General features: G+C 36.8%; 11 protein-coding genes and 4 pseudogenes. 6 read left to right on the top strand and 9 right to left on the bottom strand.

What is annotated here, in order from left to right; all coding sequences use genetic code 11:
* Position 1 precedes the first annotated feature (1 nt).
* Positions 2–730, top strand: a complete 729-nt coding sequence (locus tag P700755_RS09165; RefSeq protein WP_015024388.1) for a metallophosphoesterase — start codon at positions 2–4, stop codon at positions 728–730.
* Here P700755_RS09165 and P700755_RS09170 read toward each other — a convergent pair.
* A complete protein-coding gene (locus tag P700755_RS09170) occupies positions 727–2,505 on the bottom strand; it encodes a 1-deoxy-D-xylulose-5-phosphate synthase (protein WP_015024389.1) in 1,779 nt (592 codons plus the stop codon). The two genes, P700755_RS09165 and P700755_RS09170, sit on opposite strands and share 4 nt — an antisense overlap.
* A gap of 191 nt (positions 2,506–2,696) precedes the next feature.
* Between P700755_RS09170 and P700755_RS09175 the strand changes: the two genes are divergently transcribed.
* The gene (locus P700755_RS09175) at positions 2,697–3,146 is read left to right on the top strand and encodes a nucleoside deaminase (RefSeq protein ID WP_015024390.1); all 450 of its coding nucleotides are present in this window, start codon (positions 2,697–2,699) and stop codon (positions 3,144–3,146) included.
* Positions 3,147–3,203: 57 nt separating this feature from the next.
* Here the strand turns inward: P700755_RS09175 and P700755_RS21305 are convergent.
* Positions 3,204–3,895: pseudogene (locus P700755_RS21305) on the bottom strand (IS30 family transposase); the annotation flags it as partial.
* A gap of 293 nt (positions 3,896–4,188) precedes the next feature.
* On the opposite strand from P700755_RS21305, the gene P700755_RS09185 reads away from it, so the two are divergent.
* Genes P700755_RS09185 through P700755_RS09195 form a run of 3 tightly spaced genes read left to right on the top strand, consistent with a single transcriptional unit; the run spans position 4,189 to position 6,777 of the window.
* Entirely contained in the window at positions 4,189–4,521 is a 333-nt protein-coding gene (locus P700755_RS09185) for a type II toxin-antitoxin system RelE/ParE family toxin (RefSeq protein ID WP_015024391.1), read from the top strand.
* Positions 4,522–4,538: 17 nt separating this feature from the next.
* A complete protein-coding gene (locus P700755_RS09190) occupies positions 4,539–5,633 on the top strand; it encodes a HigA family addiction module antitoxin (protein WP_015024392.1) in 1,095 nt (364 codons plus the stop codon).
* Between the two features lie 25 nt (positions 5,634–5,658).
* A complete protein-coding gene (locus P700755_RS09195) occupies positions 5,659–6,777 on the top strand; it encodes a beta family protein (RefSeq protein WP_015024393.1) in 1,119 nt (372 codons plus the stop codon).
* Here P700755_RS09195 and P700755_RS09200 read toward each other — a convergent pair.
* The 7 genes and pseudogenes from P700755_RS09200 to P700755_RS09220 all read right to left on the bottom strand — a co-directional run bounded on the left by P700755_RS09200 (position 6,774) and on the right by P700755_RS09220 (position 13,484).
* Positions 6,774–7,556 carry a sce7726 family protein gene (locus P700755_RS09200; RefSeq protein ID WP_015024394.1) on the bottom strand — a complete coding sequence of 261 codons (783 nt, stop codon included), beginning with the start codon at positions 7,554–7,556 and terminating at the stop codon, positions 6,774–6,776. The two genes, P700755_RS09195 and P700755_RS09200, sit on opposite strands and share 4 nt — an antisense overlap.
* Positions 7,557–7,618: 62 nt before the next feature.
* Positions 7,619–7,726, bottom strand: a pseudogene (locus P700755_RS20735) (transcriptional regulator); the annotation flags it as partial.
* A 22-nt stretch (positions 7,727–7,748) separates the two neighbouring features.
* Positions 7,749–8,642: pseudogene (locus P700755_RS09205) on the bottom strand (IS1595-like element ISPto10 family transposase).
* 45 nt (positions 8,643–8,687) lie between these two features.
* Positions 8,688–8,906 carry a hypothetical protein gene (locus P700755_RS20415; RefSeq protein WP_015024395.1) on the bottom strand — a complete coding sequence of 73 codons (219 nt, stop codon included), beginning with the start codon at positions 8,904–8,906 and terminating at the stop codon, positions 8,688–8,690.
* A gap of 20 nt (positions 8,907–8,926) precedes the next feature.
* Positions 8,927–9,229, bottom strand: a pseudogene (locus tag P700755_RS20740) (hypothetical protein); the annotation flags it as partial.
* 949 nt (positions 9,230–10,178) lie between these two features.
* A complete protein-coding gene (locus P700755_RS09215) occupies positions 10,179–12,308 on the bottom strand; it encodes a prolyl oligopeptidase family serine peptidase (protein ID WP_015024396.1) in 2,130 nt (709 codons plus the stop codon).
* Positions 12,309–12,491: 183 nt separating this feature from the next.
* The gene (locus P700755_RS09220; protein WP_015024397.1) at positions 12,492–13,484 is read right to left on the bottom strand and encodes an aspartate-semialdehyde dehydrogenase; all 993 of its coding nucleotides are present in this window, start codon (positions 13,482–13,484) and stop codon (positions 12,492–12,494) included.
* 156 nt (positions 13,485–13,640) lie between these two features.
* On the opposite strand from P700755_RS09220, the gene P700755_RS09225 reads away from it, so the two are divergent.
* Positions 13,641–15,512: an ABC-F family ATP-binding cassette domain-containing protein gene (locus tag P700755_RS09225; RefSeq protein WP_041758733.1), complete on the top strand. Its 1,872-nt coding sequence runs from the start codon at positions 13,641–13,643 to the stop codon at positions 15,510–15,512.
* Positions 15,513–15,555 lie beyond the last annotated feature (43 nt).

Here is a 15,555-nt window from a genome sequence, read left to right on the forward strand (position 1 = left end):
AATGAGTAGGACACTGGTGATTGGAGATATACACGGAGGTTTTAAGGCTTTAATTCAAGTCTTAGATCGTGCCAAAGTGACGAGACAAGATCGATTAATTTTCCTTGGCGATTACGTTGATGGATGGAGTGAGACTCCAGAACTTCTTTCGTACCTCATCCAATTGAAGGAAGAGCGAGACTGTATATTCATAAGGGGGAACCATGATGACCTTGTACTCGGCTGGTTTAAGACTGGCAATTCCAATCCCAAATGGTTACAACATGGTGGAGACAGCACGATAAAAGCATACGAAACCGTAAATCCAACTTTGAAAAATCTCCATCACCGATTTTTAGAAAACCTCACCAATTACCATATCGATAGTCAAAACCGACTTTTTTTACATGCGGGGTTTGCTAACATGCACGGCCCAGCTTCAGAATTTCATTCCAATACAGTATATTGGGACAGAACGCTCTGGGAAATGGCCTTAGCTATGGATACGTCTCTAACGCCGAGCGACCCCACTTATCCAGATCGCCTAAAGTTATTTAATGAAATTTATATCGGCCATACGCCCACCACACGCATTGGAGAAACTAAACCCATGAACTTGGCTAATCTTTGGAATATAGATACTGGTGCTGCTTTTAAAGGCCCTATAAGTTTGGTGGACATCGACTCTAAGCAGGTGTGGCAAAGTGATCCTGTATATGAATTATATCCTGAGGAAATCGGTCGCAATTAGGGGTTTAAAACTGCTTTAATTTTGTCTTTAATTTTTTCAGAAGAAATACCTGCAAGATCGTAAAGCTCTTTGGTATCCCCTTGTTCAATAAATTTATCTGGAATGCCGAGCTTATGAATGCGACCTTTATAAGAAGAGGTTTGAGCATAGTCCAAAACTGCATCCCCAAACCCTCCTTTGATGCATCCATCTTCAATAGTGATGATATTTTCGAAACGGTCAAAAACAGACTGAAGGAGCATCTCGTCCAGTGGTTTTAAGAATCTTAGGTCGTAATGTGCTATGCTGAAGGAATTATCGAGAGTATTTAAGGCGTCTTCGACCTCGCTCGAAATACTGCCAAGGCTTAAAACAGCGAGGTCTTTTCCATCTCTAAGTTTTAGGCCTTTGCCTATCTCCATGGCTTTAAAGTCTTGCTGCCACTCTTTCACCGTTCCTCTACCTCTAGGATACCGAATAGCGATAGGATGTTCTAAACCTTTAGAGGCGGTATAAAGCATCTGGCGCAGGTCAATAGCATTGCTTGGAGCAAACACAATCATATTTGGAATAGAGCGTAAGAAGGCCAAATCGTAAACTCCATGATGAGTTGCACCGTCGTTGCCTACCAAACCTGCTCTATCTATGCAAAAGATAACTGGTAAATTCTGAAGCGCTACATCGTGAATCACTTGATCGTAGGCCCGTTGTAAAAACGTGGAATAGATCGTGCAAAAGACCTTATGGCCTTGTGTTGCCATACCTGCTGAAAGTGTCACCGCATGCTGTTCCGCTATACCCACATCGAAAGCTCTGTCTGGAAATTCCTCCATCATGAATTTTAGGGAACTTCCCGTAGGCATAGCCGGAGTAATTCCTACAATAGAGGTGTCTTTTCTGGCAAGCTCTAATAAAGTGAGTCCAAAAACATCTTGAAATTTTGGAGGTAAGCCTTCATTATTTTTAGGCAAGACTTCACCGGTTGTTTTGTCAAATTTCCCTGGAGCGTGATAACGCACTTGGTCGTCTTCAGCTTGCTTTAAGCCTTTGCCTTTTTTGGTAATAATATGAAGAAGCTTGGGCCCCTTTATGGTTTTAAGGCGCTCAAAAACTTTGAGAAGCTCAGGTAAATCGTGACCATCTATAGGCCCTTCGTAGCTAAAGTTAAGCGCTTCTATAATATTGTCTTGTCGTGGTTTTTTACCGATTTTTGCTTTGGTCAAATAGGTTTTAAGCGCTCCAACACTAGGGTCAATTCCTATAGCATTGTCGTTGAGAATCACAAGCAAGTTGGTATTAGTCACCCCAGCATGGTTAAGGCCTTCAAAAGCCATCCCAGAAGCTATGGAAGCATCCCCTATCACAGCGATGTGTTGCTTGTCAAAATCTCCTTTTAGTTGCGAAGAAATGGCCATGCCTAAGGCTGCAGAAATAGAAGTAGAGCTATGGCCTACCCCAAACGTATCGTACGGGCTTTCGTCGCGTTTGGGAAACCCGCTAATGCCATTCAGTTTTCGATTGGTGCCGAACACTTCCCGGCGTCCAGTTAATATTTTATGGCCATAGGCTTGGTGGCCCACATCCCAAACCAACAAATCCTCTGGTGTATTAAAACAATAGTGTAAGGCGATGGTGAGTTCAATAACCCCAAGACTGGCGCCCAAGTGACCTTCTTTGGTAGAAACGATATCGATGATGAATTCTCGAAGTTCTCTAGCCAATTGTTCAAGTTGACGGGGATCCAACTGCCTTAAGTCTTTAGGCGAATTGATGTTAGAAAGTAATTCTAAATGCATATTACAAAGTTACCAATAAGAAATTGTATTTTCGATACGTATGAATTATTGATTATAAAGATTTGAAGTGATTAAGTTTGACTATTATGCTTTAGCATCGAGCGGAGTCGAGATGAAGTTTAAAACAAAAAGGGTCTCACTTCAATCAAAATAGATATATTGTAAAGTCATAAAAACACCTCTTTTATCCTATGCTGATTCCTTTTGACGACCATTATTTTATGAAAAAAGCTTTGCAAGAAGCTCAGCAGGCTTTTGATAAAGGCGAAATCCCTGTGGGAGCAGTGGTGACACACAATAACCAGATTATCGCTAAAAGTCATAATCTCACCGAGCAACTCACCGATGTGACTGCCCACGCCGAGATGCAGGCCATAACCGCTGCTGCCAATCACATTGGAGGCAAGTATTTGAGAGGCTGTACACTGTATGTCACTCTGGAGCCCTGCCAAATGTGTGCTGGTGCTTTGTATTGGAGTCAGTTATCAAGATTGGTGTTTGCCGCTCCCGACGAGGGGCGAGGTTACAGAACTCTGGGAACACAGCTGCATCCTAAAACCAAAGTCGATCATGGTATTTTAGAAGAAGAAGCCTCTAGACTTTTAAAAGCCTTTTTTATTCAAAAACGCAATATGAATTGAAGTGTTTTTGTAAGAAAGCTGGATTCAAGTCATAAATACAACTTCTGAGTTAAATAGTCATTGATCCATTACAGATATAGGATTTTCATAATTGAACCTTTTTCTAGGTCTTAGATTTAATTTCTCTTGTATCTGCTTTACTTGGTAATCAGTTATTTTTGTAAAGTCTGTTTTTTAGGTAAATATTGTCTTATCAGTCTGTTTAGGTTTTCGTTTAAACCCCGTTCCCAGAAGTGATGAGGTCTTGCAAAATAATAATCTATATTAATCTGTTGTACTACCACAAGGTGGTCTGCAAACTCTTTTCCATTACCCGCTGTAATAGTCTTTAAATAAGGTTTCCAACCCTCTAATAAATCTATGATTGCTAACCCTTCCCCTTTGGATTCTTTAGAAGAAACTTTTTTCATTTTAAGCACTCCAGAGCTTCTGTCATTAATTGTTAGAATAGCTTGATTGTGATTTTTACCTATTATCAAATCCACCTCAAGATCTCCAATGCGATCTCTGAGCTCCACTTTACTTGGTCGTTTTTCTATACTTACCCTGTCTTTTATAAGACCCCTAGAATCCTATGCTGCGCCTCTTTTACGATAACGCATGCCTTGATGTCTTAAATGCTTATGTAGGGTTTCTTTATATTTTTTATCATTCCAGATATATTGATAAAGTGTTTCAACACTTACACTAGGTTCTTAGTGTTTCTTTAATACCCCTACTACTTGTTCGGGACTATAATCTAACTTTAAACCCTTTATGAATCAGTTTTTATTTCAGGTAATTGTTGCAATTGATTCAGTTACGATTGAGTAGTAATACTCATTGATAATGCGCTTTATGGTTCGTCAATTCGCCAAATAAATGTACCTACTATGAATTTCAAAGTTCTATAAGATCTTTTGATTAGGGCAGGATTCTGATAATTTGTATTTCTATTTTCAAAACTTTAGTTTGTTGAAATAGAGTTATTTATTTGCACGAATCATAAGTAAAGTCTATATTTGAAAAATCATTACTGAAAAAGGGTAACTATAATTACAGAATGCAAATTGACTATAGCAGGAATAAATTAAGAAAGCAGTTAACCAACGCCACAGAGTTAAAAAAGGCCTACGGAGTTCATGCTAAGCGAATAGCTAACAGGCTAGATGATATCGCGGCTTCGCCAAATTTGGCAGTTCTTATACAGATTCCAGCTGCAAATTGTCATCAATTGTCTGGGAAAAGAAAAAGTGAATGGGCAGTAGCTATTTCTGGAAACTATCGATTAATATTCGAAATTGATTGCGATCCTATTCCATTATTGGAAGATGGGGGTATCGAAACCGAAGCGATAGATAAAATCCGCATTCTTGAAATTGTAGATTATCATTAAGGAATAAATAGATAGACATGAGCAGACTTAATGACGAACGTGAGCTTTTACCAAAACCAGGTGATACTATTTTGGAATCTATAGAATATCTAAAGATGAGTCAAGTTGAATTGGCTGATCGAATGGGAAAGACTCCGTCCAAAATAAATGACTTGATTTCAGGGAAAGAGCCTATTACAATTGCTACGGCACTTCAGCTTGAAAAAGTATTGGGAATCGACGCTCAATTTTGGCTTAATAAAGAGATGCTTTATCGCGAAAAATTTTCTAGAATAGAGCAAGAGGAAACTTTAACTGACAGTACGGATTGGTTGGACTCACAGCCTCTAAAAGAACTTAAAGCGAATGGTTTTATATCAAGTAGCCAAAAGGATGCAAATACAGTCGAAGAGTGCTTGAAATTTTATGGAGTCGCTGCACCTCAGCAATGGGAATCATTATATGTTGGTCAATATGTTTCTGCTGCATTTCGAAAAAGTCCTGCGCATAAAAGTACGTTAGGAGCTCTCGCAGCTTGGCTGAGAATAGGAGAGCTAAATATGAAAAAGCGCAACATTCAGGCTTACGATAAGAAAAAGTTTAAAGATAATCTGATTAAAGCTAGAGCCTTGGTGCGATCGAATCCAGAGGATTTTCCAATTCAACTTATAAAGTTATGTTCTGATGCAGGAGTAGCTCTTGTCTATACAATTAGTATAAATAAAGCCCCAGTTAGTGGGGTTGTTAGATGGGTGGCTGGAAGTCCACTAATTCAATTAACAGACAGGTATAAATCAAATGATCAATTTTGGTTTTCATTCTTTCATGAAGTAGCGCACATTTTATTACATGGTAAAAAAGAAGTGTTTGTAGAAGGGATAAAGGGATTAGAATTAAACGAAGAAAAAGAAAAAGAGGCAGATGCTTTTGCTAGAAAAACATTACTACCGGATGAATTCATTAATGATCTGTCTGATGAGATTACAGAAAAAGAAATCAGAAATATCGCAAGGAAGTATGATACACATGCCGCAATTGTAATTGGACGTTTGCAACATTTGAAAAGAGTACCATTTACTTTTGGTTCTTCCTTTAAATCGAAGGTTTTACTTGATGAGTTCTTCGGCGAATAAAAAACTAATTCTAAATACTATTACTATGAGTACTGAATTAAAGTATATGCCAATATTTAGGGCGCGACAAGAAGAGAATAAAGTACTGAAAAGTTTTGATTTTGGAAATAGGATTTATCCGTGCATTGAGATTTATAAGGAGCTTTTGAGAAAACCTTCAACACCTAAAAAGAACACAAAAACTCCTCCGAAAAGGAGAAAAGTAAAAACTTTTGAAGATGATTATTTGCCACTAATTAATGAGGTTAATGCAAAACAAGTTTTTGTGGATTTCCCTATTCATCTTATACCAAGAGTGCAAATGGATGCTGATGTTGTACGATTTATTAGAGGAGTCATTTTGAAAAGAGAGAACAGGACTGCATACATGAAAAAATTTGCAATGCTCAGTCATAAGGTAATTCCTGTAATTTCAACCTATGCAGAAGTGACAGGAGAACGACAGTCTATTCTAATTCAAGAAACAGATCTCAGACCTTTCTTTGGTGCAATTGCATTCCGAACTTTTCCCAAGACATTTTCTCGTGATATTGCACAGATTAAAGCGATATCCAAACCAGAAGATTATGTTATTATGGATTTAGAGGAGATGGAATTGGATCTTGACGATGGAGATTTACTAGATATTGCCGATGAGTTGGAAAGTTTAAATTGTAACGTTATTATTCATCGAAATGCTGTTTCTAAAGGAATAACTAATAAAGGGCTTGCTCACAATGACGTTGTCAGAGATATTGACAATAGTCTGATAAATAAGTTTCATTTACTCAAAGGAAGTTGTTTTTCAGATTACGCTGGAATCAAGAAAGATGATGTCACTAAGGGAGGTGGAATAAGTCCTGGGTTTATTTTCTATGATGCAGTTGGGAATCGGTTTTATGGCTTTCGTTATAGAGAGGGCCACAGAAAGTTAGATGAATTTGAGACAACAATTGTTCCAGCTATTGTTGGATCAGAAGCTTCGGGGAGAATGGATGAGGCCGAATTGGATTATTTAGGGTTCGATAATATTGGCTGGGGTATTATTAAAAAAATTGAATTAGAGGGTGAGCCAGGAAAAAGCCCTGCAAAGTTCAAGCGCATAGGAATGGAACATTATATTCACTGCATTAATTGTAGGGTAGTTAATGGGGATTTTGACTAATGCTGATAGATGAGAGAAGGACAGACATTTGTATTGAAGAAAAACTGTACATCAATAGGAAGTATTTCTCTATTATTTGAAACGATAAAGTCCCACCGTTCCGCATATCTATTCTTAAGAATCTTTTTGAATTGATTATTTATCTTTTTGGCATCATATAAGTCAATAATTCCATCAAGAGTACCGTTGGTTTTTTTAAAACCTCTTTCTCGTTCAGCTTTTGTTAAAAGGCCAAGTTGTATTTCAGGTTGAATTTGACTATTCAATTTTGCTTTTCTAAGCTTTGAATACTTTTGGTCATTGAAACTCCAAATTCCAAAACTCTCTGGAACTATCTCTAAACTTTTTTCAACATGACTTTCATGGATCATTAAATAGTTATACTCAAACGCGAGAAGATAGTCAGCACACTGCTTGGCCAATTTTGTCAAATTGTCTAATTCTGATTTTATTTCAAAACTTGTTGTCGAGCCATTGATTGTTAGAAAATCTACTCTACTTCTATTTACTTTTACCTCAAAAGCGGCGATTAAGTTTTGTCGGTTGATGTGTTTTTCGAATAACTTATACTTTAAAATTTCTTCTCCTTTGTAATTTTTAAGGATTATCTCATTATACAACTTATGAAGATCAAATTTTGATAGAGAATCAAAATTATTCATTGGGAATACACTTTTCAATAACTCCGATAATTTTACGGAATAATCTAGAGCACTATAACCACTGACTAATTGGTTAATTTTTCCTTTGCTTAAAGTAAGTCCAGTATCGAAATTCATAAGCGCACGAAATTATAAATAATTGTACTGCTTTTTCTTAAAAATGTTCCAAAAAGCGAAATTTAATTTTTAGAGCTTACCAACAATTCCCTAACATCAATATCCAAAATACTAGCGATTTGACTTAGCACCGGAATACTTGGTTGAACATCATTCGTACACCATCGAGAAACAGTTGATAGAGGTAGCTACTTAAGTACATATTAATTTGGATTGATATAATTTCGGTTTTTGCATCATTCTAGAAACAAGGTTATGAAAGATGGTTTTCTTACTTCTAGACCTATTCAATCGATAACAAAATTCATCAAAATATCCACTAATATGGAAAGAACTTACATATGAATAGGTAGTTCTAATCCACGATTTGATTTGATGAATCATAGTGTGTAAGATTTTGAAGTTTTTCCCAGAATTACTAGGTATCTGTTCGATATTAAATTCTTTAGCTATAGGTCTATATCCGCGCCACAAATCCGTGTTGATACTTGCCGTTTTTGAGATATGCTTATCAAATATTGGACGCAATTCTTTAGCAGAAAAGTCATTTATTTGATTCACGTACATTCTTTTCACTTTTCCATTTTCTGTTAGTTCAAGGGCTACTACAGCTTTTTATTTCTTGGTATTATAGCTTCTCCCAACCTTACCATCTTCTTTTCCACCTACCACAAATTCATCTACCTCAACGCGATTCATCATTGGAAAGTTCTCACTAGACTTCATAGCATCACGAACCTTGTACATGAACATTCGGGCAGTATAAGGTGTAACTCCTACTCGTTTTGCCAAATAACTTGCTGATAAACTACGAGTAGTCGTTGCCATTTCAAAACAGATGATAAAAGCCTTATCTAATCCAAATTTTACTTTATGAAAAAGCGTGTTTGCAGATGCTGATTCTGTATGACTACATTTATTACAGGTACGATCATAATTGGAACGAATTTGACAAGCACTATGACTACATTTTACACATTTGAAACCATTTTCCCATTTTATTTCTGATAGGTATTCCTTACAAGAAAGCACAGAATTGAACCGAACATAAAACTCTTGGGCATTTTGCCCTTCAAAATTAATCATACAACTCTTATTTTATTCACATACAAGATATAAAAAACTATAAAACTATAAAACTAAATAGCTACCTCTAACAGTTGATTCAGTCTTACTTAACTGCTTTGCCAAATCCTTTGATGAAACATTCTTTTCTGCTAGAACAGCTTTTATGCGATTGTGATTTTTCTTATCCATGATGGAATTTAATTGCGTTTTGATGTAAATATACTCACTCTTGAACACTTCAAATTGGCGCATAATTATAGTTTCATGATAATTATCACGCATGAAAAGGAATTAAAATTTGTTTAAACCTGAATTAAATATAATTTGGTATCAAGTTGTTTACACCAAAAGCCAATTAGCTTGTCAAATAGTCTCTCTCCAAAAGACCTCCTATTGAGTTTACAAATGAACTCATCTAGATATAACTGAAGATACTTCCGCCTTATTTTATAAAACTTCTGTAGGTCTATTTTTGCGTTTCCAATTGCAATGTGAACCTACTTCAGTGTTTCCCTTGTCAGCTGTTCACTAGACTTCCCAGTGCTACGAATACTTACGACATCTGTTATATTTATATATGATGTGCTTTCACCTAAAAACACAATGAATTTTCCTCTTTCACTAGTTTTTTTAGCATTTGATCAGTGCTAGTTTAGTCCCGAATATGTTTGGAGTACTATTTTCATTTCCTCTATATAATTTGAAACAAACAATCCAATAAGTTCTCCGTCGGTGAAACTCAAAATGTTGAAAATAGAGTTTTAATGTTTAATCAACATTATCGATTATTTCTATTTGCTGATCTAATACCAAATTAGACCTATAATGACGTAATAAATCGTTTCTTTTTCGCCTGATTTTCATCAAAAATAATTACCGAAGCTAAGGCTATGCTAGTTATTTTTGATTTCAATCCATCAAAAAATAATTCAATTTATTCATACGGCATTATAAATATAATTTGGTATAAGAGACTTTAAAGACTTTTATCAAGACCTAGCTGTTTCAAGCTTTCATAGATTTCAACATTCAAACTTTGTCACTTTTTAACCTGCCTTTGCCAGAAGATAGGCCGTGTTTCTGGGTCTTAGCGAGGGTGTTCTAAACCGATTTGATTCACCTAAGGTTTAGATGTTTAGACAGTCACGATAAAACTAGAGATGCTGAAACAAGTTCAGCATGACAAATTATACTACGACGTAGCTTAGCACAGGTTTTTTACTTAGTTGAGGAAAAAAATATAAGCATAGCAATAGTTACGGTTCTATTTTATGATGATTAGTAAGTGAAAAAAAAACTAATTTTATACAACATTTGAATGCTAAATTGGTATTAGCTAGGGTGTACTAAAGTGGTTTGATTCCCCTAAGGTTTAGATGCTGAAACAAGTTCAGCATGACAAACTAGTTTGGAGAAGATGCTGAAAAACCTTAACCAAGCCTTTACTGAGTTTATCGAAGAATCGAAACGCTCAGTTCAACACAATCTTTTTAAACACAAAAACCCCTGTTGATTAAAACAGGGGTTTTATAAACAATAAAATCACCTTAGAAACTATAATTCAGTATAGCCCATATTATAAAAGGTAAAGGCAAAAATATCTGCGTATTCTTGAATAATTTTTGAAGTTGGTTTACCTGCTCCGTGTCCAGCATCAGTTTCTATTCGAATTAAAGTAGGGGCACCACCTGCTTGCTTACTTTGTAATTCAGCGGCAAACTTAAAACTGTGCGCTGGTACTACTCTATCATCATGGTCTCCCGTAGTCACCAGAGTAGCTGGATATTCTGTACCGTCTTTAATGCTGTGTAATGGGGAATAGCCTTTTAGGTATTCGAACATTTCTGAACTGTCTTGAGATGTTCCATAATCATAAGCCCATCCAGCACCTGAGGTAAAAGTATGGTAACGTAACATATCCAGAACGCCTACCGCTGGTAAAGCCACTTGCATCAAGTCGGGCCGTTGAGTCATTGTAGCTCCTACCAAAAGACCTCCGTTAGATCCTCCGCGAATCGCCAATTTATTTGATGACGTATAGTTTTCAGCAATAAGATATTCTGCAGCTGCAATAAAATCATCAAAGACATTTTGCTTTTTCATTTTAATTCCTGCATTGTGCCATTCCTTTCCGTATTCACCTCCACCTCGTAAATTAGCCACAGCGTAAACACCTCCATTTTCTAACCATACTGTATTTGCAGTACTAAAAGATGGCGTTAATGAAATATTGAATCCTCCATATCCGTAAAGCATAGTTGGGTGAGTTCCATCCAATTCAATCCCCTTTTTATGAGTGATGATCATTGGAATTTTAGTTCCATCCTTGGACGGGTAAAATACTTGCTTACTTTCGTAAGCCTCCGTATCAAAGTCGATATCTGGTTTTTGATATACCACGTAAGTTCCATTTTCAGGAGTAAACTTGTAAATGGTCCCTGGAGTAGTATAATTTGTAAAAGAAAAGTAGATGTCTTTCGCTTCTTTTTTACCACCAAAACCTCCAACAGAACCTACACCTGGTAATTCAATATCTCTCACTAATTCACCTTCGTAGTTGTATTGCTTCACTTGAGAAACCGCATCTACCATATATTCTGCAAAGAAATATCCAGCACCTGTAGAAGGAGACAAAACATGTTCTGTTTCGGGAATAAAATCCTCCCAGTTTTCAGGCTGAGGTGCACTTGCCTCTACAGTCACAATCTTTTTATTGGGCGCGTCTTTATCTGTCACCATAAACAATTTGCTACCTTTATTTTCAATCACATAAACATCGCTGTCATAATTATCGACAACCTCTATAAAATCTGAATCTGGATTGGTCAAGTCTTTAATCATCAACTTATTACCTGAAGTAGATATGGATGCAGAAATCACCAAATACCTATCATCCTCTGTTACATTTCCAGAAACATACCTATGCTTTTCTGCTTCAGTTGCTCCAAAAATAACTTCATCTCCACTCTGAGGGGTTCCCATGGTATGGAAATACAATTTATGCTGATCTGTTTTAGCAGAGAGCTCGCTCCCTTCTGGCTTATCGTAACTAGAATAGTAAAAGCCCTCATTTCCTTTCCAAGACACCCCACTAAACTTAACGTCCACTAGCGTATCTTCTTTTCTATCCATAGTTTCAGTATTGAGGACGATTATTTTTCTCCAATCGCTACCGCCTTCAGAAATAGAATAGGCGAGGGTTTCACCATCTTCAGTAAAACTCATTCCAGCGAGTGAAGTCGTTCCATCGTCGCTAAAGGTATTCGGGTCTAAAAACACCTCTGCATTTTCTATGGAGTCTTCATTTTTATAGCGGTAAAAGACATATTGGTTTTGTAAACCATCGTTTTTGGAAAAGTAAGTATACTTTCCACGCTCAAAAGGAGCTCCTATTTTTTCATAATTCCACACTTTAGACAAACGCTCTTTCAGCTTGTTTCTGAAGGGAATGCTATCCAAATATCCGAAGGTGACTTCATTTTGGGCTTTTACCCAGTCTTCAGTTTCTGCATTACGGTCATCTTCCAACCAACGGTAAGGATCTTTCACTTCAGTATCAAAATACGTGTCTACCGTATCGACCTGTTTTGTTTCTGGATATGTCAAATTTGCTTGATTTTTTTCACCTTCATTGCAAGATGCCAAGAGGCATAAAGCTGCAAGAGGTAATACTATTTGTTTCATAGAAAAATGATTTTGTGGTAAATATAATCAATCAAAATCATATGCTTTTCAGCTCTTTTATTTACTCTGAATTTAATGCAGCCAGCTTTGATGTTTTTTGATATCAAACTTAAAAGCTGGAGTAAAACACAAAGGCTTTTCCAAAAAAAAGAAAAGCCCTTGTGGTCATTATCGTCTTAAATCCTATACTTTGAACCGCTTTTCTAAAAGGTACTCAGCGATTTGTATCGCATTGGTCGCCGCTCCTTTTCTAAGGTTATCTGAAACGATCCAAAGATTTAAAGCATTGTCGCGCGTGAAATCTCTTCGTATCCTCCCAACAAAGACATCGTTTTTGCCTTCAGCATAGATAGGCATTGGATACGTATTCACCTGCGGGTTGTCTTGAAGGGTGATCCCATCGGTTTCACTTAAAAGCTTTCTGATATCAACAACTTCAAAAGCCTTTTTAAATTCGATGTTAACCGATTCTGAATGACCGCCAACCACAGGGATTCTAACTGCTGTAGCAGCTACTTTGATGCTATCATCCGACAGGATTTTTTTGGTTTCGTTAGTCAACTTCATTTCTTCTTTGGTATAGTCGTTGTCTAAAAAAACGTCACAATGCGGAATTGCATTTTTATGAATAGGATAAGGATAGGCCATCTCACCAGCCTTACCTGCATATTCATTTTCCAATTGTCGCACTGCTTTTACCCCAGTACCTGTAATAGATTGGTAAGTAGAAATAATGACACGATCTATTTGATAGGCCTTATGCAATGGCTGTAAAGCCATCACTAGCTGGATTGTAGAACAGTTGGGGTTAGCGATAATCAAGTCTTCCTCTGTAATTTCTGAAGCGTTTATTTCTGGAACTACTAGCTTCTTGGTAGGATCCATTCGCCAAGCAGAAGAATTATCAATAACGGTTGTACCCACCTCTGCAAATTTTGGAGCCCACTCTTGTGAGGTTTCACCACCAGCAGAAAACAAAGCAATCTCTGGTTTTCGGTTCACTGCGTCTTCAAGGCTTACAACGGTATAAGATTTTTCCTTGTACATGATTTTTTTTCCGACTGACTTTTCTGAAGCCACTGGAATTAATTCAGTTAAAGGAAAATTACGCTCCGCTAAAATCTGGAGTATCACTTGGCCTACCATACCGGTAGCGCCGACGACAGCTACTTTCATTTGTTTGTGTTTAAATAATTTATAAAGCTGCAAAAGTATACTTTTGAAGGAAGGGATCTCCTTGTTTTGGAAATTATTAGCAGCAATTCAAAGTTCTATAAGCTAAAGAATTAGCTATTTCAAATGGACTTGAGTACTTTTGCAAAAAATTTAGCATTGAATTACTTATCAGTTGAAGAAATTTCTAAGTCATACGGCTTACTTGTATTGTTTGAAAACTTGTCTTTTGGCATTAGCCAGGGCCAAAAAATTGCGCTTATTGCCAAAAATGGAACCGGTAAAACTACTTTACTAGATATTGTTTCTGGAATAGGAGCTCCAGATAATGGACAGGTGGTCTATAGAAAAGGAGTTAAAGTCGGGGTTCTTCCTCAAGAACCTGACCTTGACCCAAAGTTGACTATTGAGGAAACTATTCTTACTTCTGATAATGAGGTTTTGAGAATCATCAGTGCTTATGAAAAGGCTTTACAAAATCCAGAAGACGCAGATGCTTATCAAAGCGCTTTCGACCAAATGGAAGCCAAGCAAGCTTGGGATTTTGAAACGACTTACCGACAAATACTTACTAAACTTAAGTTAGACGACCTCTCTAAGAAAGTGGGCGAGCTCTCTGGAGGTCAAAAAAAGCGTTTGGCCCTAGCCAATTTGTTATTGGACAAACCAGACCTGCTTATTCTTGATGAGCCAACCAACCACTTGGACTTGGAAATGATAGAATGGCTCGAGGAATTTCTAAAGACTGAAAACCTTACCTTATTTATGGTTACCCACGATAGGTATTTTCTAGACCGTGTTTGTAATTATATTTTGGAACTAGAGGACAAAACTCTATATAGCTATAAAGGCAACTACAGTTATTATATAGAAAAACGTGCTGAACGTATAGAAGTAGAGCAAACCACAACAGCAAAAGCAAAACAGCTCTATAAAAAAGAGTTGGACTGGATGAGAAGACAGCCTAAGGCTAGAACGACCAAATCCAAATCCAGAATCGAAAGCTTTGGAGAAATAAAAGATCGAGCTGGCAAACGTAGAAACGACCACAAGGTAGAGTTGGAAATTAATATGGAACGTTTGGGATCTAAGGTTCTAGAAATGCATCACGTGTCTAAAGGCTTTGAAGACGAGTTTCTTTTTGAAGATTTTGATTACATCTTCAAGAAAAATGAGCGCATAGGCGTTATTGGTAAAAATGGTACTGGTAAATCTACATTTTTGAATGTCTTGACAGGTAAGTTAGCTCCAGACCAAGGTAAAGTTATCCATGGAGAAACTTTAAAAATCGGTTATTACACTCAAGATGGTATTAAGGCTAAAGAAGGTCAAAAAGTAATAGAAGTGATAAGAGATTATGGCGACTATATCCCTCTTAATAAAGGGCGACAAATTTCTGCTCAGCAACTTTTAGAGAAATTTTTATTTGATCGTAAAAAGCAATACGATTTTGTAGAAAAGCTAAGCGGTGGAGAGAAAAAACGCTTATACTTATGTACGGTATTGATTCAAAACCCTAACTTTTTGATTTTGGATGAACCTACTAATGACTTAGACATTGTGACCTTAAATGTTCTCGAAAACTTCCTTTTAGACTTCCCTGGATGCTTAATTGTGGTGAGTCACGACAGGTATTTTATGGATAAAATAGTGGATCATTTATTTGTGTTTGGTGAAGGAAAAGTAACCGATTTCACTGGGAATTATTCTGACTACAGGGATATAAAAGCCTTAGAACTTGAAGCCAAATACGAGGAAAGTAGCCAAAGTTCTTCGGAATCTCCAAGTAAACCAAAACCTGTTTCAGACCAAAAAAGCAGCCTCAGCTTTAATGAGCAAAAGCTTTATAAAAAACTGGAAAAGGGAATCCACTCTCTAGAGAAAAGAAAAGAAAAGCTCGAAGCTGATTTCCTTAGAGAGTTAAACGCTAAAGAGGTTAAAGATAAAACCATCGAGTTACAGGACATCCAAAAAGAGCTGGAATCAAAAACAGAACAGTGGTTTGAATTATCTATGAAAATTGAGGGATAGAAAAGTCTTTTAATTAATCTTACTCTGATCTGAACTTAATTTT

Source organism: Psychroflexus torquis ATCC 700755, from assembly GCF_000153485.2.
In the GTDB taxonomy this organism is placed as follows: domain Bacteria; phylum Bacteroidota; class Bacteroidia; order Flavobacteriales; family Flavobacteriaceae; genus Psychroflexus; species Psychroflexus torquis.

Coding starts and splice junctions, on each gene's coding strand:
- P700755_RS09190 (WP_015024392.1), top strand. CDS start 4,539: ATGAGCAGACTTAATGACGAACGTGAGCTTTTACCAAAACCAGGTGAT.
- P700755_RS20415 (WP_015024395.1), bottom strand. CDS start 8,906: ATGCGTGATAATTATCATGAAACTATAATTATGCGCCAATTTGAAGTG.
- P700755_RS09170 (WP_015024389.1), bottom strand. CDS start 2,505: ATGCATTTAGAATTACTTTCTAACATCAATTCGCCTAAAGACTTAAGG.
- P700755_RS09200 (WP_015024394.1), bottom strand. CDS start 7,556: ATGAATTTCGATACTGGACTTACTTTAAGCAAAGGAAAAATTAACCAA.
- P700755_RS09215 (WP_015024396.1), bottom strand. CDS start 12,308: ATGAAACAAATAGTATTACCTCTTGCAGCTTTATGCCTCTTGGCATCT.
- P700755_RS09195 (WP_015024393.1), top strand. CDS start 5,659: ATGAGTACTGAATTAAAGTATATGCCAATATTTAGGGCGCGACAAGAA.
- P700755_RS09220 (WP_015024397.1), bottom strand. CDS start 13,484: ATGAAAGTAGCTGTCGTCGGCGCTACCGGTATGGTAGGCCAAGTGATA.
- P700755_RS09175 (WP_015024390.1), top strand. CDS start 2,697: ATGCTGATTCCTTTTGACGACCATTATTTTATGAAAAAAGCTTTGCAA.
- P700755_RS09165 (WP_015024388.1), top strand. CDS start 2: ATGAGTAGGACACTGGTGATTGGAGATATACACGGAGGTTTTAAGGCT.
- P700755_RS09185 (WP_015024391.1), top strand. CDS start 4,189: ATGCAAATTGACTATAGCAGGAATAAATTAAGAAAGCAGTTAACCAAC.